24 protein-coding genes are annotated in these 21,364 nt (G+C 73.4%); 12 read left to right on the forward strand and 12 right to left on the reverse strand.

All coding sequences use genetic code 11. The annotated features are described in order from the left end of the window. Positions 1 to 20: 20 nt before the first annotated feature. Genes LCN96_RS21620 through LCN96_RS21635 form a run of 4 tightly spaced genes read right to left on the reverse strand, consistent with a single transcriptional unit; the run spans position 21 to position 3,572 of the window. Entirely contained in the window at positions 21 to 1,013 is a 993-nt protein-coding gene (locus LCN96_RS21620) for an LLM class flavin-dependent oxidoreductase (RefSeq protein WP_225274679.1), read from the reverse strand. A gap of 14 nt (positions 1,014 to 1,027) precedes the next feature. Next, positions 1,028 to 1,786, reverse strand: a complete 759-nt coding sequence (locus LCN96_RS21625) for an aminotransferase class IV (protein WP_225274680.1) — start codon at positions 1,784 to 1,786, stop codon at positions 1,028 to 1,030. Between the two features lie 38 nt (positions 1,787 to 1,824). After that, complete coding sequence (locus tag LCN96_RS21630) at positions 1,825 to 2,790, reverse strand: adenylate/guanylate cyclase domain-containing protein (RefSeq protein ID WP_225274681.1); 966 nt, start codon at positions 2,788 to 2,790, stop codon at positions 1,825 to 1,827. 29 nt (positions 2,791 to 2,819) lie between these two features. Beyond that, complete coding sequence (locus tag LCN96_RS21635) at positions 2,820 to 3,572, reverse strand: FadR/GntR family transcriptional regulator (RefSeq protein ID WP_225274682.1); 753 nt, start codon at positions 3,570 to 3,572, stop codon at positions 2,820 to 2,822. Between the two features lie 88 nt (positions 3,573 to 3,660). Between LCN96_RS21635 and LCN96_RS21640 the strand changes: the two genes are divergently transcribed. The 8 genes from LCN96_RS21640 to LCN96_RS21675 are packed head-to-tail and all read left to right on the forward strand — an operon-like array spanning position 3,661 to position 12,378. After that, complete coding sequence (locus LCN96_RS21640) at positions 3,661 to 5,157, forward strand: ABC transporter substrate-binding protein (protein ID WP_225274683.1); 1,497 nt, start codon at positions 3,661 to 3,663, stop codon at positions 5,155 to 5,157. After that, positions 5,154 to 6,092: an ABC transporter permease gene (locus tag LCN96_RS21645; RefSeq protein WP_225274684.1), complete on the forward strand. Its 939-nt coding sequence runs from the start codon at positions 5,154 to 5,156 to the stop codon at positions 6,090 to 6,092. Before LCN96_RS21640 ends, LCN96_RS21645 begins: the two co-directional genes overlap by 4 nt. Beyond that, entirely contained in the window at positions 6,089 to 6,922 is an 834-nt protein-coding gene (locus LCN96_RS21650) for an ABC transporter permease (protein ID WP_225274685.1), read from the forward strand. Before LCN96_RS21645 ends, LCN96_RS21650 begins: the two co-directional genes overlap by 4 nt. After that, positions 6,909 to 7,823 carry an ABC transporter ATP-binding protein gene (locus LCN96_RS21655; RefSeq protein ID WP_225274686.1) on the forward strand — a complete coding sequence of 305 codons (915 nt, stop codon included), beginning with the start codon at positions 6,909 to 6,911 and terminating at the stop codon, positions 7,821 to 7,823. Before LCN96_RS21650 ends, LCN96_RS21655 begins: the two co-directional genes overlap by 14 nt. After that, entirely contained in the window at positions 7,792 to 8,592 is an 801-nt protein-coding gene (locus LCN96_RS21660; RefSeq protein WP_225274687.1) for an ATP-binding cassette domain-containing protein, read from the forward strand. The genes LCN96_RS21655 and LCN96_RS21660 overlap by 32 nt, the downstream gene beginning before the upstream one ends. After that, positions 8,589 to 9,767 (forward strand): M20 family metallopeptidase, encoded by a 1,179-nt coding sequence (locus tag LCN96_RS21665; protein WP_225274688.1) that lies wholly within the window; start codon positions 8,589 to 8,591, stop codon positions 9,765 to 9,767. Before LCN96_RS21660 ends, LCN96_RS21665 begins: the two co-directional genes overlap by 4 nt. After that, the gene (locus tag LCN96_RS21670; RefSeq protein ID WP_225274689.1) at positions 9,767 to 10,924 is read left to right on the forward strand and encodes a P1 family peptidase; all 1,158 of its coding nucleotides are present in this window, start codon (positions 9,767 to 9,769) and stop codon (positions 10,922 to 10,924) included. Before LCN96_RS21665 ends, LCN96_RS21670 begins: the two co-directional genes overlap by 1 nt. Beyond that, positions 10,921 to 12,378 carry an aldehyde dehydrogenase family protein gene (locus LCN96_RS21675; protein ID WP_225274690.1) on the forward strand — a complete coding sequence of 486 codons (1,458 nt, stop codon included), beginning with the start codon at positions 10,921 to 10,923 and terminating at the stop codon, positions 12,376 to 12,378. The genes LCN96_RS21670 and LCN96_RS21675 overlap by 4 nt, the downstream gene beginning before the upstream one ends. Positions 12,379 to 12,501: 123 nt before the next feature. On the opposite strand, the gene LCN96_RS21680 is transcribed toward LCN96_RS21675, so the two are convergent. From LCN96_RS21680 to LCN96_RS21700, 5 genes are all read right to left on the reverse strand, one after another. Continuing rightward, positions 12,502 to 13,101, reverse strand: a complete 600-nt coding sequence (locus LCN96_RS21680) for a DUF4142 domain-containing protein (protein WP_225274691.1) — start codon at positions 13,099 to 13,101, stop codon at positions 12,502 to 12,504. A gap of 58 nt (positions 13,102 to 13,159) precedes the next feature. Continuing rightward, on the reverse strand, positions 13,160 to 13,921 hold the full coding sequence (locus LCN96_RS21685) for an SDR family NAD(P)-dependent oxidoreductase (RefSeq protein ID WP_225274692.1): 762 nt from the start codon (positions 13,919 to 13,921) through the stop codon (positions 13,160 to 13,162). Between the two features lie 229 nt (positions 13,922 to 14,150). Next, positions 14,151 to 14,696 carry a GNAT family N-acetyltransferase gene (locus tag LCN96_RS21690; RefSeq protein ID WP_225274693.1) on the reverse strand — a complete coding sequence of 182 codons (546 nt, stop codon included), beginning with the start codon at positions 14,694 to 14,696 and terminating at the stop codon, positions 14,151 to 14,153. Between the two features lie 9 nt (positions 14,697 to 14,705). Further along, entirely contained in the window at positions 14,706 to 14,858 is a 153-nt protein-coding gene (locus tag LCN96_RS21695; protein ID WP_225274694.1) for a hypothetical protein, read from the reverse strand. A gap of 32 nt (positions 14,859 to 14,890) precedes the next feature. Continuing rightward, positions 14,891 to 15,145 carry a hypothetical protein gene (locus LCN96_RS21700; protein ID WP_225274695.1) on the reverse strand — a complete coding sequence of 85 codons (255 nt, stop codon included), beginning with the start codon at positions 15,143 to 15,145 and terminating at the stop codon, positions 14,891 to 14,893. A gap of 245 nt (positions 15,146 to 15,390) precedes the next feature. Between LCN96_RS21700 and LCN96_RS21705 the strand changes: the two genes are divergently transcribed. Next, complete coding sequence (locus LCN96_RS21705) at positions 15,391 to 15,915, forward strand: type II toxin-antitoxin system prevent-host-death family antitoxin (protein ID WP_225274696.1); 525 nt, start codon at positions 15,391 to 15,393, stop codon at positions 15,913 to 15,915. A gap of 90 nt (positions 15,916 to 16,005) precedes the next feature. On the opposite strand, the gene LCN96_RS21710 is transcribed toward LCN96_RS21705, so the two are convergent. Further along, a complete protein-coding gene (locus tag LCN96_RS21710) occupies positions 16,006 to 16,197 on the reverse strand; it encodes a DUF1918 domain-containing protein (RefSeq protein WP_225274697.1) in 192 nt (63 codons plus the stop codon). Positions 16,198 to 16,308: 111 nt separating this feature from the next. On the opposite strand from LCN96_RS21710, the gene LCN96_RS21715 reads away from it, so the two are divergent. Further along, the gene (locus tag LCN96_RS21715) at positions 16,309 to 17,322 is read left to right on the forward strand and encodes a zinc-dependent alcohol dehydrogenase (protein ID WP_225274698.1); all 1,014 of its coding nucleotides are present in this window, start codon (positions 16,309 to 16,311) and stop codon (positions 17,320 to 17,322) included. Positions 17,323 to 17,348: 26 nt separating this feature from the next. Here the strand turns inward: LCN96_RS21715 and LCN96_RS21720 are convergent, their stop codons facing one another. Then, the gene (locus tag LCN96_RS21720) at positions 17,349 to 18,968 is read right to left on the reverse strand and encodes an IS1634 family transposase (protein WP_225270187.1); all 1,620 of its coding nucleotides are present in this window, start codon (positions 18,966 to 18,968) and stop codon (positions 17,349 to 17,351) included. Between the two features lie 84 nt (positions 18,969 to 19,052). Then, on the reverse strand, positions 19,053 to 19,679 hold the full coding sequence (locus tag LCN96_RS21725) for a TetR/AcrR family transcriptional regulator (RefSeq protein WP_225274699.1): 627 nt from the start codon (positions 19,677 to 19,679) through the stop codon (positions 19,053 to 19,055). An 80-nt stretch (positions 19,680 to 19,759) separates the two neighbouring features. Here LCN96_RS21725 and LCN96_RS21730 point away from each other — a divergent pair, with 80 nt between their 5' ends. Together LCN96_RS21730 and LCN96_RS21735 are read left to right on the forward strand one after the other, a co-directional pair. Further along, positions 19,760 to 20,728 (forward strand): NAD(P)-dependent alcohol dehydrogenase, encoded by a 969-nt coding sequence (locus tag LCN96_RS21730; RefSeq protein WP_404823972.1) that lies wholly within the window; start codon positions 19,760 to 19,762, stop codon positions 20,726 to 20,728. Positions 20,729 to 20,800: 72 nt separating this feature from the next. Continuing rightward, on the forward strand, positions 20,801 to 21,307 hold the full coding sequence (locus LCN96_RS21735; RefSeq protein ID WP_225274700.1) for a methyltransferase family protein: 507 nt from the start codon (positions 20,801 to 20,803) through the stop codon (positions 21,305 to 21,307). Positions 21,308 to 21,364: the final 57 nt, after the last annotated feature.

Raw genomic sequence — 21,364 nt, forward strand, 5'->3', positions numbered from 1 at the left:
AGAACGATGTTCGGGTGATCCTAACCCGTGAAGAGCGCCGCGAGCCGCCGGTAGGAGTCCAGCCGCTGCTCCAGGTCGTAGGTGTTCATCGTGACCAGCACCTCGTCGGCCCCGCTCGTCCCGACCAGCGAGGCGAGCGCCACCGCGACCTCGTGCTCCGTGCCGTGGATGCGGCCCTTGAGCGCCTCGTCCAGGTAGGCCCGCTCCCGCGTGCTCAGCTCCATGCCCGCGATCTCGGCAGCGGGCACGAGCGGCGGGAAGGAGCCGCCGGTGCGCGAGCGCACCGTGGCCCACGCCTCGGGCAGCTGCAGCAGCGCCGCCTCCTCGGCGGTCGCGCCGACCGCCACGTCCGCCGCGACGATCACGTACGGCCGCGCCGCCCACGCGGAGGGCCGGAACGCGGCCCGGTACCGCGCCACGGCGTCGTGCATCCGCGCCCCGCCACCGATCACCATCGGCAGCCCGTGCTCGGCCGCGAGGTCCGCCCCCGCCCCCATCGCCAGCACGAACACCTGCGGACGCAGCCCCTCGGCGGGCAGCGCGTGCACGCCGGGATGCGCCCGCTGGGTCCCGTCGAAGTAGCCGAGCAGCTCGGCGAGCTGGTCACCGAACCGGTCCGCGTCGTCCTTGCCGTGCCCGAGCGCCTTGCGGATGCCCCCGGTGAAACCCACGGAACGCCCCAGACCCATGTCCACGCGGCCGGGATGCAGCGACTCCAGCACGCCGAACTGCTCGGCCACCACCAGCGGCCGGTGGTTGGGCAGCATCACGCCGCCGGTGCCCACCCGGATCCGCGAGGTCGCCGCGGCCAGGGCCGCCGCCAGCACGGTCGGCGCCGACCCGGCCACCCCCGGCACGCTGTGGTGCTCCGACACCCAGAACCGGTGGTAGCCGAGCTCCTCGGCCCGCCGCGCGAACTCCACGGTCTCGCGCAGCGCGGCGGCCGGGGTCGAGCCGCGGCGGACGAGTGAGCGGTCGAGAATCGAGTAGGCGGTCATGTACGGGTGCAACACGCCCGCCCTCCGGATCAATCCACCGGATCGGCAGGAACGCCCTCGTAGTGCCCGACCAGCCGCGCCACCAGCCCGGCGTCCTGGCGCAGCGGCACGCCGTCCACCCTGCCGACCGGCATCACGCCCCAGGAGTTGCAGAGGAACACCTGGTCGAACCCGCTCAGGTCGGCCACCTTGATCGGCCGCCGCTCCTGCGGCACGTCGAGGTCGCGCAGCAGGCTCATCGTGATCCCGAGCAGCATCGGCGCGTCGGGCCACACCAGCCGGCCGCCGGCGAAGGCGCCCAGATTCGTGATCGCGCCCTCGCTGATCAGGCCGTCAGCGGTGGTGAGCAGTGCCTCGTCGAAGCCCTCCCTGGCGGCCTGCCGCAGGATGTGCGCCTGCTGGAAGCCGAAGGCCTGCTTGATGTGCGGCAGGTAACGCTGGTAGACGACCGGCTTGACGTGCAGCGGCCCGGCCGGCGGCGGATGCGGCGGGTAGGCGGCGGCCACGATGCGCGGCCGGCCGCCGTACTCCACGACGTGCACCCGCACCCCGGCGTCGCGCCCGGCGTCGCCCAGCACGGCCCTGATCGAGGCCAGCACCGCCGCCCGGTCGAGCCCCGCCCCGAACAGCTCCCTGCTGGCCGCTTCGAGCCGGTCGAGGTGCCGGCCGAGCCCGCGCACCCGCCGGCCCCTGACCTGCATGGCGGTGAAGTGCCCGTAGCGGGCCTCCAGCATGAGGCGCGCCCCGGCGCCCACCAGATCGCCGTCCACGGCCGTGCGTCCAGTCACGACGATCAGTTTACGTACGGCGCCGCCATGTCAGGGGCTCAGGCGCTCTCCGCCCGCAGCACCGTGTACGGCGCCAGCTCGCCCAGCCCCCGCACCGACAGCCGGTTCACCTCCCGCAGCCGGAACGCCCGATCGCCTTCGAGCTCCTCGGCGAGCTGCGGATCGGCCAGGATCGTTCCCGGCAGGGACAACGCGGTCAGCCTGCTGGCCAGGTTCACGGTGGTGCCGAACACGTCGCCCATCCGCCAGATCACCGGCCCGGAGGCCAGCCCCACCCGCAGCTCCGGCATGTCCTTGCCGCGCGCGTGCGTCTCCACCAGCCGCAGCGCGATCTCCGCCGCCACGTGCGCCTTGTCGCTCACGAACAGCACCGAGTCGCCCAGCGTCTTGACCACCCGCCCGCCGGAGGAGGTCACGATGTCGGCCGAGCGCCCCTCGAACCTGTCGACCAGCCTGGCCAGCTCGGCGCCGGTGATCTGCCTGCTCAGCCGGGTGAAGGCGACCAGGTCGGCGAAGCCGACGGCCAGCCGTACGGCGCTCATGTCCTGCTCGGCGATGCGCCCGGCGGCGGCGGCGAGCTGGCGCTGCCAGGCGTAGACCAGCAGCTTGGCCAGGTCGGGCACCACCCGCTCGGCCCGCCTGCGCCAGGCGCGCGGCCGCTCGGCCAGCGGCACGCCCGCGTTGTCGAGCGCCTCCGCGCCCAGCTCGGCCTGCGACTCGGCCAGCCTGGTCGTGGCCCGGCCCAGCGAGCGGGCGATGAGCAGCACGTGCGCCTCGTCGTAGACGCCCGAGGTCACCATGCCGAGCAGCGTCTTGAGCGCCTCGACGTCGGAGTCGGTGAACTCGACGGCGTCGTCGGGCACGTTGGCGAACCCCAGGGCACGCCAGAACCGCCGCGCGCGATAGACCGGCACCCCCGCCATCTCGGCGACCTGGTGACTGGTGTATCGCCGCGGCTCGCGCAGAAAGGCTTCCGCCAGCCCGTCCCCGTCCACGCCCGCCACCTCGGCAACATAACACCCTGTGGGCCAGATCACTCCAACAGTGCCCTCAAGGCACTCCGCTCTCCTTCATCTACATACCCGGCGTAATAGTCATACATCGCTTTTCTCGACAAGCGCGCGGCCAGCGGGCCGTCGCCCGCCCGGATGGCGGCGATGACCTCCTCGTGGTGCCGGATGCTGCGCCGCATCAGCTGCGCGCGGTCCGGCGCCGCGGCGATGCGCTCCGAGATCAGCTTCAGCACGATGGAACGCACCACCTCGGTGCAGATCTGGATCAGCTTGTTGCCGCCGGCCCGCGCCACCGCGTCGTGGAAGGCCACGTCCGCCGCGCCGAACGCGTTCTCGTCGCCGCCGGCCGCCACGCGCATGGCGGCGACCGCCTCGCCCATCTCGGCGAGCTGCTCCTCGGTGCGCAGCCGCGCGGCCAGCAGCACCGCCGAGCCGTCCAGCACCATCCTGAACTGCACCAGCTCGCCCAGCGACAGCTCCGCCACCCTGGCCAGCGTGGTCATCGACTTGTGTAATGCCGCGGGCGAGAACGGCAGCACCTCCGCCCCGTTCGGATCACCGGGCCGCGAGCGCACCAGCCCGCGCGCCTGCAGCACCCGCAGCGCCTCGCGCACGGTGGACCGGCTGACCGAGAACTGCACCATCAGCTCCCGCTCGCTCGGCAGCCGCCCGCCAGGTGCCAGCGCGCCGCTCTCGACGGCCTCCTCGATCTGCTCCACGATCCGCTCGTAAGCGCGCACGGTACGCACCGGCTCGAAGCGCGGACCACCCATGCAAGCCCCCTTGACCCGAGCCGTCACCGGCTGGCAATGTGCGTAGCCTACTGGTCAGACCAGTGCACTAGCCAGGAGGCTGTACGACATGAGGCGAATCGGGATCTGGATCGCCGCCGGCGGTCTCCTGCTGGCCACGGCCGCCTGCGGAGGCGGCTCGGGCGGCGGTGGCGGCGGGGGCACGACGCCGAAGAGCGAGTCGCTGTCGGTCGGCGCGGTCGCCGAGCCCGCCAACCTCGACTTCACCTCCACCGAGGGCGCCGCCATCCCGCAGGCCCTGCTCGTCAACGTCTACGAGGGCCTGGTCAAGCTCGACCAGAACGGGCAGATCGTGCCGCTGCTCGCCGAGAAGTGGGACGTGTCCGACGACAGGAAGACCTACACCTTCACGCTGCGCAAGAACGTGAAGTTCAGCAGTGGCGCGCCGTTCACGGCCGACGACGTGGTCTTCTCCCTCGACCGGGTGAAGAGCGACTGGAAGCTCAAGATCAAGACCCAGCTCGACGTCGTGGACAAGGTCGAGAAGAAGGACGACTCGACCGCCGTCGTCACGCTCAAGCAGCCCAGCAACGGCTTCCTCTACTCGATGACCAGCAGGCTCGGCGCCATGTTCAGCCGCACCGGCGTCGCCGACCTGGCCAACAAGCCCGTCGGCACCGGCCCGTACGTGCTGGGCTCCTGGCGGCGCGGCGACTCCCTCCGGCTCGACGCCAACCCCTCCTACTGGGGCACCGAGCCGGCGCTGTCGTCGGTCACGCTGAAGTACTTCAAGGACGCCACGGCGATGAACAACGCGCTGCTGACCGGCGGCATCGATGTCATCTCCAGCGTGCAGGCGCCCGAGTCGCTGCAGCAGTTCGCCGACCCCAACCGGTTCGAGACCATCGAGGGCACCACCAACGGCGAGGTCGTGCTGTCGATGAACAACGGCCGCCCACCGTTCGACGACAAGCGCGTCAGGCAGGCCGTGCGGCACGCCATCGACCACAAGGCGCTGCTCGACACCGCCTGGGCCGGGCGCGGGCAGCTCATCGGCTCGATGGTGCCGCCCACCGACCCCTGGTACGAGGACCGCACCGGCGACTACCCCTACGACCCGGCCAAGGCCAAGGAGCTGCTCGGCGGCAAGACGTACACCGTCAAGCTGCGCATCCCGAACCTGCCGTACGCGGTCAACAGCGCCCAGGTCGTCAAGTCGCAGCTCGCCCAGGTGGGGATCACGGCCGAGATCGAGCCGCTGGAGTTCCCCGCGCGCTGGCTGGACCAGGTGTTCACCAAGGGCGACTACGACCTGTCCATCATCAACCACGTCGAGCCCCGCGACATGGGCATATTCGCCGACAAGTCGTACTACTTCCGGTACGACAATCCGGAGTTCGGCAAGCTGCTCGCCTCCGCCGACGCGGGCACCGAGCAGGAGCAGGCCGACGACCTCAAGCAGGCCGCCAAGCTGCTGTCCGAGGACGCCGCCGCCGACTGGCTGTTCCTGTTCCCCAACCTGATCGTGGCGAAGAAGGGCGTCACCGGGCTGCCGAAGAACGCCATCGCGGAGTCCTTCGACTTCACCGCGCTCGCCAAGCAGTGATCCTGTACCTCGTCAAGCGGCTGGCGGTGCTGCTCGCGAGCATCGTCGTGGCCGCCGTGGCGGTGTTCGCGTTCATGGCGCTGCTGCCCGGCGACCCGGCCGAGATCGCGCTCGGCGTCAACGCCACCCCCGAGGCGGTGGCCGAGCTGCGCCGGCAGTTCGGCACCGACCGGCCGCCCGTCGTGCAGTTCCTCGACTGGTTCGGCGGGCTGGCGCAGGGCGACTTCGGCACCTCGTACGTGACCAGCGCCCCCATCGGCCCGCAGATCTCCGAACGGCTCGCCGTCACGGCCGTGCTCGTGCTCGGCGGCATGGTCGTGGCCCTGCTGCTGGCCGTGCCGCTGGGCACGTTCGCCGCCGTGCACCACCGCGACCCGCTCGGCGCGGCGATCAGCGCGGCCAGCCAGCTCGGCATCGCGATCCCCGCGTTCCTGGCCGGGATCCTGCTCGTGTTCGTCTTCGCGGTGCAGGCCCAGGTGCTGCCGTCCGGTGGCTACGTGCCCTTCGCCGACGACCCGGGAGAGTGGCTGCGCGGCCTGCTGCTGCCGTGGCTGTCGCTGGGCCTGGTGCAGGGCGCGGTGCTCACCCGCTACGTGCGCAGCTCCGTGCTCGACGTGATGCGCGAGGACTACCTGCGCACCGCCCGCGCCAAGGGGCGCGGCAGCACCGGCGCGCTGTGGCGGCACGGGCTGCGCAACGCCGCCGTGCCCGTCGTCACCGTGCTCGGCCTGCAACTGGCCACGCTGCTGATCGGCGCGGTCGTGGTCGAGCGGGTGTTCGTCATCCCCGGCCTCGGCGACCTGCTGCTCAACGGCGTCGCCGGGCGTGACCTGCTGCTCGTCCAAGGCGTGGTGATGGTGCTGGTGGCGGCCGTGCTGCTGATCAACTTCGTGGTGGACGTGACCTACCACCTGCTCGACCCGAGGCTGCGATGAGGGGCCGGGCCAACGCGGGCCTGCTGATCGGCGGCGCGCTCGTCGGGCTCGTCGTGCTCGCCGCCGTCGTCTCGTTCTTCTGGACGCCGCACGACCCCACCCTCGTGGACGCCGGCCGCAAGCTGCGCGAGCCGGGCGGCGGCTACCTGCTCGGCGCCGACAAGTTCGGCCGCGACACCTTCAGCCAGCTCATGGTCGGCGCCCGCACCACCCTCTACGTCGGCATCGTCGCGGTCGGCATCGCCGCCGTCATCGGCACCCCGCTCGGCGTGATCGCCGGGATGACGCCGCGCGGCTGGCTGTCGGAGCTGGTCATGCGGGTCAACGACCTCGTCTTCGCCTTCCCCGCGCTGCTGCTGGCCGTCATGCTCGGCGCGGTGTACGGGCCGGGCACGCTCACCGCGATGATCGCGATCGGGGTGGCCACGATCCCCGCGTTCGCCCGCGTGGCCCGCGCCGCCACGCTCCAGGTCATGGTGACCGACTACATCCTGGCCGCCAGGGCCGCCGGGCGGCGCCGGCCCGCCATCGCCGTGCGGCACGTGCTGCCCAACATCGGCTCCGTGCTCATCGTGCAGGCCTCGGTGTCGTTCGCGATCGCGATCCTGGCCGAGGCGGCGCTGTCGTTCCTCGGCTTCGGCACCCGCCCGCCGATCCCGTCGTGGGGGCGCATGCTGCAGGAGTCGCAGGAACTGCTCTTCTCCACCCCCCGCCTGGCGCTGTGGCCGGGGATCGCGATCGCCGTGGCCGTGCTCGGCTTCAACCTCCTCGGCGACGGCCTGCGCGACTACCTCGACCCCAAGCTCAGGAGGATCCGTGCTGAAGGTTGACGGCCTGACCGTCCGCGCGGGCACCGTCGAGCTGGTCCGCGACGTCTCCTTCGACCTCGCGCCCGGCGAGCGGGTCGGGCTGATCGGCGAGTCCGGCTCCGGCAAGTCGCTCACCGCGCTGTCGCTCATGGGCCTGCTCCCCGAGGGGGTCACCGCCTCCGGCCGGGCCAGGCTCGGCGACCGCGACCTCGTCGGCGTGCCCGAGAGCCGCATGAAGAGCCTGCGCGGCCGGGAGCTGTCCATGGTCTTCCAGGAGCCGATGACCGCGCTGAACCCGCTCATGCGGATCGGCGCCCAGGTCGCCGAGGCCATGACCCTGCACGGCCGGCCCCGCCAGGAGGCCCGCGAGCGGTCGGTCGAGCTGCTGGAGCGCGTCCGGCTGCCCGAGCCGGGCCAGATGGCGCGCGCGTACCCGCACCAGCTCTCCGGCGGCCAGCGCCAGCGCGTCATGCTCGCCATCGCCCTGGCCAACAACCCCGGGCTGCTCATCTGCGACGAGCCCACCACCGCGCTCGACGTCACCGTCCAGAAGCAGATGCTCGACCTGATCGGCGAGGTCGCGCCCGCGCTGCTGTTCATCACCCACGACCTGGCCGTGGTCGCCTCGATGTGCGAGCGGGTCCTGGTCATGTACGGGGGCCGCGTCGTCGAGTCGGGCCCGCTGCGCGAGGTCTTCACCCGGCCCCGCCACCGCTACACGCAGGGCCTGCTCGCCGCCTCCCGGCTCACCCCGCGCGGCACCCGGCTGCCCACCATCGCCGGCAGCGTGCCACCGGCGGGCGGCTTCCCCAGCGGCTGCGTCTTCCGCAACCGCTGCCCGCACGCCACCCCCACCTGCGAGACGACTCCGGCGCTGACAGGAGACGGCCATGCCTACGCATGCTGGCACCCCGCTGATTGAGGCCGCCGGGCTGAACCGGGTCTACCGCCGCCCGCGTACCTCGCTCACCAGGCCGGGAGCCGCCGTGCACGCCCTGCGCGACGTCTCCCTGACCGTACGGCGCGGCGAGCGCCACGGCATCGTCGGCGAGTCGGGCTCCGGCAAGTCCACCCTGCTGCGCCTGCTCTGCGCCCTCGACCAGCCCACCAGCGGCAGCATCCGGTTCGACGGCCAGGAGATCACCGGCAGGCCCGAGCGCCGGCTGCGCTTCCTGCGCGAGAACCTCCAGATCGTCTTCCAGGACCCGATGAGCTCGCTCGACCCGCGCATGCGCGTGCGCGACCTCGTCGCCGAGCCGCTGGCCGCCCTCGGTCTGCCCGCCGGCGGCCGGGTCGCGGAGCTGCTCGACGCGGTGGGGCTGCCCGCGTCGGCCGCCGACCGGTACCCGCACCAGTTCTCCGGCGGCCAGCGGCAGCGCATCGCCATCGCCCGCGCGCTCGCCCCTCGCCCGAAGGTGCTGGTCGCCGACGAGCCCGTCAGTGCCCTGGACGTCTCCGTGCGAGGGCAGATACTCAACCTGCTGGCCGACCTCGTGGACGAGCTGGGGCTCACGCTCGTGTTCGTCTCGCACGACCTGTCCGTGGTGCGGCACGTGTGCGAGACGGTCGCGGTCATGAGCAGGGGCGAGATCGTGGAGACCGGGCCCGTGGACGACGTCTGGGCCGCGCCCGCCCACCCGTACACGCGGGCGCTGCTTTCGGCCGTACCGACTCTGGAGGGACTGCTGTGATCGAAGTCGACGCCGCTGGAGTGGTGGAGTTCACACAGGCGCTGGTGCGCGTCCCCAGCACCAACGACCCGGCGCGCGGCCGCAGCGAGCGGCCCGCCGCCGAGCTGGTCGAGGCGCGGATGCGGGAGTGGGGCTGGGACCCGGTCGTGGACGAGGCCGCGCCCGGCCGGCCGAACGTCGTCGCCGTCGTCGAGGGCGGCGGCGGGCCGGGGCCCACCCTCATGTTCGAGGGGCACACGGACGTCGTCACCGAGGGCGACCTGTCCACCTGGACCGTGGACCCGTTCGGCGGGGAGATCCGCGACGGCAGGCTGTGGGGGCGGGGCAGCGCCGACATGAAGTCCGGCCTGGCCGCCATCCTCTACGCCACCCGCGCCCTGCAGCTGGCGGGAACGTTCCCCGGCCGCATCAAGGTGTGCGCGCTGGCCGACGAGGAGGGCCTCATGCTCGGCGCCCACCACTTCGTCTCCACCGGCCTGGCCGCCGACGTGGACGGCGCCATCGTCGCCGAACCCGAGGCGGGCGAGATCTGCGCCGTGGCCAAGGGCGCGCTGCGGCTGCGCGTGGACCTGCACGGCCGGATGGCGCACGGCGCGATGCCGCAGCACGGCCGCAACCCCATCGCCGCCGCCGGCACCCTGCTCGTCGGGCTGCGCTCGCTGCAGGAGGACCTGCAGCGCCGCCACCCCGCCCACGAGCACCTCGGCGAGGTCTACGTGACGCCGACCGTGCTCCAGGCCGGCTCCGAGGAGCAGGTCAACGTGATCCCAGCCGTCGCCTCCGTCTTCGTGGACGTGCGCACCGTGCCGGGCGCCGACCACAAGGAGATCGCCGACCGGGTGGCCGCGCTGGCCTGCGCCGAGGGCGTCTCGGCGGAGGTGACGGTGCTGGTGGACCGGCCGCCGGTGGACGTGCCGCGCACGGACCCGGTGGTCGCCGCGCTGGCAGCCGCCCACCGCGCCGTCACGGGCGAGGAGCCGGTGTACGGCGGGGTGCCGGGGACGACGGACGGGACCGTCCTGACGCACTGGGGCGGGGTGCCGTCCGTGGTGTACGGGCCCGGCGGGAAGTGGATCGCGCACCAGGCGGACGAGTTCGTGGAGGTGGCGGAGATCGTGCGGTGCACGCGGGTGTTCGCCGAGGCCGCCAGGCGGTTCCTGAACGGGGAGCACTGATGGCGCTCGTCCTGCGCGCCGGGGAGACCAACTCGCTGGTGGACGTGGCGGGGCTGCGCGTGGGGCACGCCCGGCGCGTCGGCGGCGGCTTCCGCACCGGCACCACCGTCGTCCTCGCGCCCGCCTCCGGGGCGGTGGCGGGGGTGGACGTGCGGGGGGCCGCGCCCGGCACGCGGGAGACCGAGCTGCTGGATCCGCGGAACCTGGTGGAGCGGGTGCATGCCGTGGTGTTGTCGGGCGGGAGCGCGTTCGGGCTGAGCGCCGCCTGCGGGGTGATGGGGCGGCTGGCGGACGCGGGGGTGGGGTTCCCGGTGGACGGTGGGGCGGTGCCGATCGTGCCGGCGGCGGTCATCTTCGACCTGGGCCGTGGCGGCGCCTTCCGCGCCGTCCCGGACGCCACCCTCGGCGCCGCCGCCTACGACGCGGCCTGCGCTGTCTCCGACCACGCCACCTCCGACCCGGCTGCCTTCGACCGGGCCGCAGCCGTCCGAACACCCCACCCCGAGAGGACCTCAGCCCCGGACGGCGAGGCGGACGCGGCAGGCGGGAAGCGGGACGGCGCCATCACCTGCCACCGGGGCCCGGCACGAGGGTCCGTCGGCGCGGGAACCGGCGCCGTGGCGGGCGGCCTAGCGGGAGGGGCCGGCACCGCCAGCGCCGTCCTCCCCGACGGCACCACCGTGGCCGCCCTGGCCGTGGTCAACGCCATGGGCTCCGTCCTCGACCCCCACGACGCCACCCTCGCCGGCGCCAGATACGGCCTGCCGGGCGAGTTCGACCACCTCAGCCCTCCGGCCCCGGCCGAGTCCAGCGCCTGGACCCCCACCCCCGCCCCCTCCTTCAACACCACGATCGGCGTCGTCGCCACCGACCGCACCCTCACCAAGGCCCAGTGCGGCAAGCTCGCCGCCGTCGCCCACGACGGCCTGGCCAGAGCGATCCGCCCGGCCCACACCATGACCGACGGCGACACCATCTTCGGCTTGGCCACCTGCGCCCGCCCCGCCCCCGCCCAGGACACCTTCCAGGACGTCCTCGCCGCCGCGGCCGACGTGTTCAGCCGCGCCGTGGCCGACGCCGTCCTGACCGCCACCGGACGCGCGGACGCGCCCGCCTACCTCGACGTCTTCCCGAGCGCACTGCGGAGCCGACCATGACCTTCGAGCAGCACTGGCCCACCGGCCTGCCCACCGGCCTGCCCACCGGCCTGCCCACCGGCCTGCCCATCGGCCCCGGCTGGGTGGACACCGGCGACACCACCGACGTGACGTTCCCCTACGACGGCTCCACGGTGGCCGCCGCTCCGCTCGGCACGGCCGCGCTCGCCGCCAGGGCCCTGGACGAGGCGCTCGCCGTAGCCCCCGCGACGGCGGCGCTGCCCTCGCACGCCCGCCGCGCCGCGCTCATGGGCGCCCACGACGCGCTGCGCGACAGGCGGGCGGAGTTCGAGCACCTGCTGGTGCTGGAGACCGGTAAGCCGCTGGTGGACTGCCGGGTCGAGGTGGCCAGGACGCTCCTCACGCTCGCCACCGCCGCCGAGGAGGTGGCCCGGCTGCACGGCGAGACCGTCCCGCTCGACCTGCTGCCGTCAGGGGAGGGCCTGATCGGCTTCTGGACGCGGCGGCCCATCGGGGTCGTCGTCGGCATCACGGGCTTCAACTATCCCCTCCTCCTGGCCGCCCACAAGCTCGCACCGGCGGTCGCGGCCGGCTGCCCGGTGATCGTCAAGCCGGCCCCGGCGACCCCGCTGGCCACGCTCTGGCTCGCGCACCTGCTCAGGGACGCGCTGCCGCCCGCGGCCGTGCAGGTCGTCACCGGCGGCGTCGAGGTCGGCCGCACGCTGGTGGAGGACCGGCGGATCGGCGCGGTGTCGTTCACCGGCTCCGCCGCCGCGGGGCACGCCATCGCGCGGGCCGCCGCTCCCACCAAGGTGCTGCTGGAGCTGGGCTCGAACGCGGCCCTCGTGGTCGCGGCGGACGCCGACCTCGAGGCCGCCGCCGACGCGGTCGTGCGCGGCGGCTACTACGCCTCCGGCCAGGCGTGCATCTCCGTGCAGCGGGTGCTGGTCGAGGAGCAGGCGGCGGAGGCGTTCCTGCCGCTGCTGGCCGACCGGGTCAAGAACGTCACCGTCGGCGACCCCCGCCTGCCGGGGACGCGTGTCGCCCCGCTGATCGACGAGGCCGCGGCGGAGCGCGTACTGGAGTGGATCGCCGCCTCCGGGGCGGACGTGGTCGCGGGCGGGCACCGCGACGGCCGCGCCATCGCGCCGACGGTGCTGTCCGGCGTGCCGGACGGGGCCGCCGCCTGGGACGAGGAGATCTTCGGGCCTGTCGTGTGCGTACGCCGGGTGCCCGACCTGGACGCCGCCTTCACCGCGGTCAACAGGTCCAGGTACGGCCTGCACGCGGCGGTGTTCACGCGTTCGCTGGCCACGGCGTTCGCGGCGATCGACCGGATCGAGGCGGGCGGTGTGGTGGTCAACGACGTGCCGGGGTTCAGGGCCGACAACATGCCGTACGGCGGGGTGAAGGACTCGGGGGCGGGACGCGAGGGGCCGCGGTTCGCGATCGAGGAGCTGACCGTGACCAGGATGGCGATCATCCGCCCGTAGGGGCCGGTGCCCGGAGCCCGGGCCGCCCCAGGTCAAGGAGTGCTTCTGCGACCTGGTGCGGGGCGGTCCCGGGTCCGGGCACGGCTGCTGACCGGTCGTGCCGGTCAGGTCATGCGGATCGGGCTACATCTCGGCGCGGACCGCGCGGAGATGGTGGCGGATCACCGGGGCGCTGTCGCGCGCCAGGTCCTTCACCCAGTTGGAGTGCCCGCGCCGCAGCTCCCGCTGCCCCAGCCAGAGGGCGTGCTCGTGCGCGTCCACCTGGAGCCGCAGCCAGGCGCGGTCGAAGCGGTGACCGGACCTGGACAGCACCGCTCGGAGATCGCGGCGCTGCTCGGCGCTGGGGGAACCGGGGAGGCGGACGTCGAGCCGGTCCGCGACGCCGCGCAGGCGCGCGTCCAGCTTCCGGTGGTCGCGGATCAGCCGCCAGGCGATGCCGCGGACGTCCCGGTCACGGGACTTGCTCAGCGCCGCCTTGCCCGCGGCGATCTCGGCCAGGTGGCCGCGATGCGCCGCCCTGAGATAGGCGACGTCCTGGCGTGAGGCGTGCAACGCCACCTCGGACGCGCCGGCGGTGGCGTCGGTGCGCCAGCCCGCCTGGGCGCCTGCCTGGGTCTGGATCGGGGCGGTCGCCTGCGTCTGAGCCTGGGCGGCCGCCGGGGTCATGGTCAGCGCCAGCACGGCCGCGAGGCCCGCGGGTGCTAACTTCCGTGCTGTTCTCATGAGTCCCTCCTTTCCTGGGACCCGTGCCCGCTGCCCTATTCGGTCGGAAGTATTCGCCTCAATTCGGCGGATCGAAACGGCCGTCCACGGCGGTCCAGCCGCCGTCCACGTAGAGCACGGAGCCGGTCACGAAGCTCGCCGCGTCGCCGGCCAGGTAGACCACCGCCCCGGCCAGCTCCTCGGCCGTCGCCCACCGGCCGAGCGCGCTCTTGGCGGCGTAGGCGGCGTACCAGCCGGGATCGTCCTTGATCTGCTTGGTCAGCGGCGTCTCCACCACGCCGGGCGCGATGGCGTTCACCCGCACCCCGTGCGGGCCGAACTCGGCGGCGGCCGTGCGCAGCAGCTGCACCAGCCCGGCCTTCGTGGCCGAGTAGACGCCCTGCCCCGGCTCGGTGACGGTGGCCCTGATGGAGGCGAAGCCGATGATCGAGCCGCGGCCCCGCTCGACCATGCCGGCGCCGAACGCGCGTACCAGGTCGAAGGAGGCCCGCAGGTTCAGCCCCACCACGCGGTCGAACTCCTCGCCCGAGTAGTCGAGCAGCCGCTTGCGCACGTTCGTGGCCGCGGTGAAGACCAGCACGTCAGCGGGCTCCTCGGCGGCCAGCGCGCGCACCGCCCCGGCGTCCAGCACGTCGATCAGCCTGGCGTCGCCGCCGCAACCGGCCGCGGTCTCCCGCGCGGCGGGCAGGTCGCGGTCGGCGCACACCACCGACGCGCCGTGCGCGGCCAGCGCCAGCGCCGCCTCCCTGCCGATCCCGCTCCCCGCCCCGATCACCACGGCCCGCCGCCCGTCCAGGCGGAACAGCGCGTCATATCCCATACGACGCACCCTAACCACTGGTCCGACCAGTGCACCAGGCTGCCCACCCCACCAACGACCGCGCCTCGCCCATGGACCGTGCCACGCCCACCCGGCCCACGTCCCCGCCACAGGGTCGCCAGCCACGCCGCCAGTCATGCCGCCAGCCATGCCGCCAGCCATGCCGCCAGCCACGCCGACAGGCCGCGCCACGACAGCGGGCCACGCCCCCGGCGCCGACAGGGCGCGGTCAGCGGCGGCGGGCGGCCTCCCAGTCGGCGCGCAGCAGCTCGTACTCGACCTCGCCGTGCTCACTCCCCGCGATGGGCTCAGGCCAGTCGAAGCGGAAGTTCCGCGCGTACCGCAGCCCGCACTTCTCCATCACCCGCCTCGACCCCACATTCACCGCCATCGTCTGCGCGAACACCCGCCGCGCCCCCAGCTCCTCGAACGCCTTGTCGATCAGCCCCAGCGAGCCCTCGGTCGCGAACCCCCGCCCCCAGGCCGCCTTGTGCAGCCGGTACCCCAGCTCAAGCTCCTCCTCGGGCCCATCCTCGGCCGGACGCAGGTGGAACCACCCGAGGAACCCGCCTGACCCCCGCTCCACGGCCGCGTAGAACCCGCCGTTCACGAACCGGGGCACGGTCCTGTCGACGATCACCTGGCGGGGCGTGGGCCTGCCGCCGTTGAGGTAACGCATCACCTCGGGGTCGTTGTGCAGGCGGTACAGGTCGTCCGCGTCGGACTCGTTGAAGCGGCGCAGCGTCAGCCGCTCGGTCTCCAGGAAGATGGGCACCGGGGCACCTTAGTAGGCGGCCCCCGGCCCTTTCGACCGGTTTTCGCCCATCCCTCGCACGGCGGCGACCAGCTCCGGCATCGTGCTGACGGCCGCCTCGGGTGCCGCCCCGCCGTCGGGATGGGCGCCGGCGTCGTCGCTGTGGAAGAGTATTGTCCGCATCCCGAGGGCCTGGGCGGGCACCAGCGTCGTGCTCAGGCACGCCGGCTCCAGCCCGTCACCCGCCAGCTCGGCCAGTGCCCGTCGCGCGCCGCCGTCCCGAGCGACGACCAGAACGCGCGGGTATCCGCCCGGCCCAGCGTGACGGCCCGGTAAGCGGCGCGGATCTCCTGCTCGGGGGCGTGGCAGCCGTGTTCGCGCAGGTAGGGGATGAGCACCCGGCCCTGGACGTCGCCGTCCCGGTAGAGGACGCCCATCGCGTCGAGCACGACCATCCTGACAAGATCCACTCGGCCACCCCAACCCCGCCCGGGGACGACCAGGGCGGCCATGGTGAGCGCGGCGAAGATGACCGCTCGCACTCAGGCCGGGCGGCCGGCACGCCGCCTGTACCGGTGTCCAGGAAGGCGGCGGCGAGCTGGGCGCCGATCGCGGATCGAGCTGGACCTGCCGATCGAGGCGATCAAGGCAGGGGTGGCGTCGGATCCGTGAGACGGGGTTGCCTCGATTTTGTAAGGCGGCTTACGATTCTGTCATGATCAACACGGATCCGACCGCTTACGAAGCGCTGCGGGACCGCTTCGGCGCCCCCGTCGGCGTGGAGGAGGCGCGCGCCCAGTGGGGCTCCCTCGTCCGCGCCGTCAGGAGCGGCACCACCACGCTGATCACCCGCGAGCGCTACGAGTGGGCCGCGCTGATCCCGCTGTCGGAGGTGTACGGGGTGCTCGCCGGCCTGCCCGTGGTCTCGCTCTCGACCGCCCGCGCGCGGCTCGGCGACCTCGTCCGCCAGACCGCCGGGCCGTACGACGAGGGACCGGTGCTGCTGACCCGCCACCGCACCCCGGTCGCGGCCCTGATCGCGGCCCCGCGCCTGCTCGACCGGCCGGCCGCCCGGCGCGGTCCCGACGCGGACGAGCTGCTCGCCAGGGGGGACACGATCACCCTGGCCCGGGGCCCGGTGGACGGGGTCGTCGCCATCGCCCGCGACCGGGACGGCGCGGAGGTCGCCGCAGGCTCCGGCCTCGACGCCGCGGCGGCCCTGCGGTCGCTCGCCCACTGACGGGGCCGGCCCGCAGAGGGCGGCACTCCTCCCTGTGATCGTCAGCCCACTGGCAGGGCGGGTGATCGGCGGCCCGTCGACAGGGCCGGCCTACTCCGGCGTGGCCCGCTCGACGACGGAGTCGGGCCCCGGGTACATGAGCTGCTCGTGGCCGTCGTCGAAGCGCACGAGGTACGGAGGTGCGCCGTTCTCACCCCGGACCTCCACGATCTCGCCCTTCCTGTCACCCTGGCCGACCACGTGACCGTGGATGATCAGGATGTCGCCGACGTTCGCCTGCATGGTGGTTCCTCTCAGCTGGGCACTGGCAACCGTGAGGTTCACTCCCACCTTGCACCAGAGCGGCCCTCCCGGGAAGGCGCGCGGGCGCGTGCGGCGGTAACGTCTGCGATCATGCGAGCCTTCGTCATCACGGGTCCCGGACGTGCGGAGGTCCAGGACGTCGAGCCGCCCGTGCCCGGCCCCGGCGAGGTGGTCGTCGAGGTCGAGCGGGCCGGCGTGTGCGGGACGGACATGGAGTTCCACTCCGGCGCGATGGCGTACCTGCGCACCGGCGAGGCCCGCTACCCGGTGCGCATCGGGCACGAGTGGGCCGGGGTGGTGCGGGAGGTCGGCGACGGCGTGGATCCGGGCTGGCTCGGCCGCCGCGTCACCGGCGACACCATGCTCGGCTGCGGGCACTGCGCCCGCTGCCTCGGCGGCAGGCAGCACCTGTGCGCCGACCGGTACGAGATCGGCGTGCGCAACGGCTGGCCGGGCGCGCTCGCCGAGTGGCTGCCCGTGCCCGTCCGCGCCCTGCAGCCCCTGCCCGCCACCCTCGATCCCGTGCTGGGCGCACTGGTGGAGCCCGGCGGGAACGCGCTCAGGGCCGTCGAGGCCGCCGCCCTCGGCCGGGGGGAGCGGCTGCTGATCATCGGGCCGGGCACGATCGGCCTGCTCGCGGCGCTGATGGCGGCGGCGCGCGGTGCGGAGGTGCACCTGCTGGGGCTCCCCGGGCCCGCCCTGGACTTCGCCCGCTCCCTCGGCTTCCCCCACCTCCACACCGGCCGCCCCGAGCAGACCTTCGACGCGGTCATCGACGCCTCGAACGGCAGCGGCTCGCCCGCGCTCGCCGTGGCGGCCGTCGAGCCGGGCCGCCGCGTCGTGCTCATCGGCCTGTCCGCCGAGCCCAGCCGCCTCGACACGCGCGCGCTCGTGCTCGGCGACATCACCGCCGTCGGCATACTCAGCGCCTCCGGCGGCCTGGCGGGAGCCACCGAGCTGTACGCCTCCGGCCTGGTCGATCCCCGGCCGCTCGTCGCGGCGACCGTCTCGCTGGAGGAGGCGGCGCCGGTGCTGGCGGGGCGTCGGCGCCCGGAGTGGGGGAGCGCCCCGAAGATCCACATCGACCCGCGCCTGCCGGGCTAGCCCCGTTTTCCGCAGGTGAGTGATCTTCAGCGGAGGTCTCGTGGATCGATGTCGAGAAGGTCCAGGAGATCGAGTTGGAGGGTGGTGGGTTGCGGGATGGTCGGGGGTGACTGGCCGGTGCCCGGGATGAGCCGGATGCCGGCCAGGGCGTCGAGGATGAGCTTGCCGGTGGGGACGGCGGGCCGTCCGGCGTACAGGCCGTTGACCTTGGTTTCGCCGCGGTCGGCGAGGGCTTGGCGGGCCTGGCGCTCGATCAGGCAGAAGATGAGCAGGGCCAGGCAGATGACGGTGATCAGGGCGTGGATGCGGCGGTTGTTCTTCAAATACAGGCTGGTGACGGCCAGCGGCCCCTTGAAGGCCTGGTAGCGGCGTTCGACGGCTTCCTGGCCTTTGTAATGGCGTAGCACCTGTCCGGCGTCGGCGGCCTCGGCGGGCAGGTTGGTGAGCAGGGCGTACCAGCCGTCGGTGGCGGCTTCGGCGTCGATCGCGTTCTGGTCGAAGTGCCAGGCCAGGGTGGGTTTGCCGGTGGTGGGATCGGTGCCGGTCCGCGCGGTCAGGTAGGTGCTGACCCGGCGGTCGCGGCCGATCGCGGCGAGGCGGTCGGCGACGGCCTGCTCGGTGGGGTAGTGGCGGCTGCCCAGGCCGCGTTCCAGCCGGGCCAGATCGTCGCGGGCCCGCTCGAGTTTCTTGGCCCGGGCGGTGGCGGCGGCCTGGGCGCGGGCGGAGGAGTGCACGAAGATGCGCCGCAGGGTCAGGATCGGGTCCTTCTTGCGCGGCCCGGCCAGTGTCATGGTGTCGTCCTCGCGCACGTGCCAGAGGCCGCGCCGGTCGGCGCTCTTGTGCTCGTCCCGGGCGGCGACGTAGTCCACCCGGGCCGCGTCGTCGATCTTCTGACCGGCCAGGGCCGCGACGCCGACGTACTGCTTGGAGGCCGGCGCGATGAAGGCGACCCCAGCGGCGGTCATCGCCGCCAGATTGGCATACGAGATCAGCTTGGAATCGCCGATCATGAGCATGCGTTGCGGGCCGGCCAGCTTCTGCAGGCCCTGCATGGCGCCGATGACCTGCCCCACCTCACCGGCCGCGCCGTCGTAGGCGCGGTGCAAGACCGGGATCGCGCCATCGGCGCTGACCGCGATCCCGGCCTGGATCTGCTTCAGGTCCGGCCGCCGGTCCTTGGGGTGACCAAAACGCGGTGTCGCGAAGCCGGGCTCGGCCTGCTCGTAGTCGCCGTGCAGCGAGATCGAGGTCATGTCCCAGTGCAGGCGGGCCACGTCCAGGCCGAACGCCTCGATCGCGGCCAGCCCGACCGACCCGGTCAGCTGGTCCAGATGCGGGGCGATGGCATCCAGCGCGCGGCCGATCCGGTCATCGTTGAGCAGTTCGGGATCGGTCCCGAACGTCTCACCCACCGCCCAGGCGCGCGCCCAGTCCTGCACGTGCACCAGCGGGGCGGGCGAGGTCAGCCGGTTGGCCACCAGCACCTCGATCACCTGCCCGTGAGTCAGCTCCGCGATATCGCGCACCGGGCAGGCCGCATCCACCAGCTCCCGGACCCGCAACCGCGAGCAGAAACCGGCCACCACCGGTAATGCCCCGAGCATCTTCTCGACACTGGCCTGGCCCCACTGCGCACGCTGTCTCACCAGCCAGGTCATACCGCGACAACGATCACCACAGCAACCCGGCGATCTTCACATACCTCCACGTGCGGAAAACGGGGCTAGCCGCTAGCGCACCGCCTGCGGAGGGCTGAGCGTGAGCGGTGGCGCGGGCGGCAGGGGCCCGGCGTGCTCGGCGCGGAAGGCCTGCAGCAGGTACGCCACCAGCCGCCGCGACCCCATGGCCGCCTCCTCATCGGTGCCGGTGGCCACCCCGCAGTTCGCCTTGAGCAGCAGCATCAGATCGGCAGGCTCGAAGTCGGCCCGCAGCCGCCCGGCGGCCTTGGCCCGCCGCACCACCTCGGCGAACCCCCGCTCGGCCCGCGCCCGCGTCCGCTCGTAGTCCACCGCGCCGGGAAAGGCCGTCAGGAACGCCTCGGTGAACCCCCGATCGGCCACCTGCATCGCGCACACCTTCTCGATCGCCGCGCAGAACCCCCGCCACGGGTCCGGATCGGCCAGCGCCTCGTCCACCACCGACGCGCACGCCGTCAGCTCGTCCTCGAACACCTCGGTGATCAGCGACTCCCGCGACGGGAAGCGCCGGTAGAGCGTCGCCACCCCCACCCCGGCCCGCCGCGCGATGGCCGCCATCGGCACGTCCAGCCCGCGCGTGGCGAACGCCTCCCGCGCGGCGTCGAGGATGCGCGTCCGGTTGTGCCTGGCGTCGGCCCGCAACGCCTCGGCGGGTTCCATGTGAGAGGGATGAGCAGGCATGTGTCTCACATTAACGTAAGTGGACGGCACCATCCGTTTAGCCCGTTAGCGTCGTCCCCATGCAGAGCAACGAGATGCGCGCGGCCCTCTTCGATCGGTACGGCCCCCCGGACGTCCTGTACGTGGGCACGGTCCCCAGGCCGGTCCCGTCCCCGGGCGAGGTGCTCGTCCGCGTGCACGCCACCAGCGTCAACGGCGGCGAGCTGGCCGGCCGGGCGGGCAGGGTGCGGCTGGTGACGGGGCTGGCCCAGCGCGGCTGGCCGAAGCGGATGGGGCTGGACTTCGCCGGCGAGGTCGTCGCCCTCGGCGCCGGCACCAGCGGCCCGAAGGTGGGGGACCGGGTGTGGGGCGTGCTGGGGCGCACGTTCGGCAGCGACGCCGAGTACCTGGCCGTCCGCCCCCGCCGTCTGTCCCTGGCGCCGAAGGGACTCGACCTGGTCGAGGCCGCGGCGCTGCCGGTGGGCATGACGGCGATCACGGCGCTGCGCGACAAGGCGCGGCTGCGGCCGGGCGAGCGGCTGCTCGTGCGCGGCGGCAGCGGCGGCGTGGGCGTGGTGGCGGTGCAGCTCGGCCGGGCGCTCGGCGCGCACGTCACCGCGCTCGCCGGGGCCCGCAACCTGGGTCTGGTCCGCGACCTCGGCGCCGACGAGGCCCACGACTACGCCACCACCGCCCCGGCGGACCTGGAGCCGTTCGACGTGATCCTGGACACCGTCGGCACCGAGCACCCCGCCTACCGGCGCCTGCTGACCCCGTCAGGCCGCATGGTGGCGATCGCCTTCGACCTCTCCCGGCCCGCCGCGTCGCTGGGCTACCTCGCCGCCTCCGCCGTCCACGGCCGGCGCCGCGTGCGCGCCTTCAGCGGCAACCCGGACCACCGGCTCCTCGCCGACCTCGCCCGGTACGTGGAGGACGGCGCGATCCGCCCGGTCGTGGACACCGTGTTCCCCCTGGACGACCTCGCCGGGGCGCACCGGGCGCTGGAGGCGGGCGGGGTGCGGGGGAAGTTCGTCGTCCGGATCGCCTGAAGTGCCAACAGGCGTTGACGCCCGGCCGGGTCGCGACTTAAACTCATCACACGATGAATTAGGAGCGATGCCATGCGCAGAACGCCCGCAGCCGCCGTCAGCGCCACCTTCTTCGCCGCCGGCCCAGGAGTCGTCGCCGTGCTGGTCCCGTACTGGATCAGCGGCTGGCGGCTCCGCAGCCCCTTCCCGGATCCGGTCATGATCCCGCTCAGGGGGCTGGGCGCGATCCTGGTGCTCGCGGGGCTGGCGGTGATCGTCAACGCGTTCGTCAGGTTCGTGGTCGAGGGGTTCGGCACGCCGATCCCGGTCGCGGCGCCCGACCGGCTCGTGGTCGGCGGTTTCTACCGGCATGTCCGCAACCCCATGTATGTGGCGATCTTCGCCGCCGTCATCGGCCAGGCCCTGCTCCTCGGCGATCCCTGGCTGCTGCTCTACGTCGCCGTGCTGGCGGTCCCGGTCTACTCCTTCGTGCACTGGTACGAGGAGCCGCACCTGACCCGGAAGTTCGGCGCCGACTACGAGACCTACCGGGCCCACGTGCCGGGGTGGTGGCCGCGGCTGAGCCCGTATCGGTCCTGACAGAAAATTGGGGTCCCATGTCGGATCCTGTTTGACTCCCTGTGAGGAACTATGGTC

The organism is Nonomuraea gerenzanensis (genome assembly GCF_020215645.1).
In the GTDB taxonomy this organism is placed as follows: domain Bacteria; phylum Actinomycetota; class Actinomycetes; order Streptosporangiales; family Streptosporangiaceae; genus Nonomuraea; species Nonomuraea gerenzanensis.

Bases quoted from the DNA above. Each gene is read 5' to 3' on its own strand.
- LCN96_RS21635 (WP_225274682.1), bottom strand. From the start codon at position 3,572: ATGGGTGGTCCGCGCTTCGAGCCGGTGCGTACCGTGCGCGCTTACGAG.
- LCN96_RS21640 (WP_225274683.1), top strand. From the start codon at position 3,661: ATGAGGCGAATCGGGATCTGGATCGCCGCCGGCGGTCTCCTGCTGGCC.
- LCN96_RS21650 (WP_225274685.1), top strand. From the start codon at position 6,089: ATGAGGGGCCGGGCCAACGCGGGCCTGCTGATCGGCGGCGCGCTCGTC.
- LCN96_RS21660 (WP_225274687.1), top strand. From the start codon at position 7,792: ATGCCTACGCATGCTGGCACCCCGCTGATTGAGGCCGCCGGGCTGAAC.
- LCN96_RS21670 (WP_225274689.1), top strand. From the start codon at position 9,767: ATGGCGCTCGTCCTGCGCGCCGGGGAGACCAACTCGCTGGTGGACGTG.
- LCN96_RS21675 (WP_225274690.1), top strand. From the start codon at position 10,921: ATGACCTTCGAGCAGCACTGGCCCACCGGCCTGCCCACCGGCCTGCCC.
- LCN96_RS21680 (WP_225274691.1), bottom strand. From the start codon at position 13,101: ATGAGAACAGCACGGAAGTTAGCACCCGCGGGCCTCGCGGCCGTGCTG.
- LCN96_RS21685 (WP_225274692.1), bottom strand. From the start codon at position 13,921: ATGGGATATGACGCGCTGTTCCGCCTGGACGGGCGGCGGGCCGTGGTG.
- LCN96_RS21695 (WP_225274694.1), bottom strand. From the start codon at position 14,858: ATGCGGACAATACTCTTCCACAGCGACGACGCCGGCGCCCATCCCGAC.
- LCN96_RS21705 (WP_225274696.1), top strand. From the start codon at position 15,391: ATGATCAACACGGATCCGACCGCTTACGAAGCGCTGCGGGACCGCTTC.
- LCN96_RS21710 (WP_225274697.1), bottom strand. From the start codon at position 16,197: ATGCAGGCGAACGTCGGCGACATCCTGATCATCCACGGTCACGTGGTC.
- LCN96_RS21715 (WP_225274698.1), top strand. From the start codon at position 16,309: ATGCGAGCCTTCGTCATCACGGGTCCCGGACGTGCGGAGGTCCAGGAC.
- LCN96_RS21725 (WP_225274699.1), bottom strand. From the start codon at position 19,679: ATGGAACCCGCCGAGGCGTTGCGGGCCGACGCCAGGCACAACCGGACG.
- LCN96_RS21730 (WP_404823972.1), top strand. From the start codon at position 19,760: ATGCAGAGCAACGAGATGCGCGCGGCCCTCTTCGATCGGTACGGCCCC.
- LCN96_RS21735 (WP_225274700.1), top strand. From the start codon at position 20,801: ATGCGCAGAACGCCCGCAGCCGCCGTCAGCGCCACCTTCTTCGCCGCC.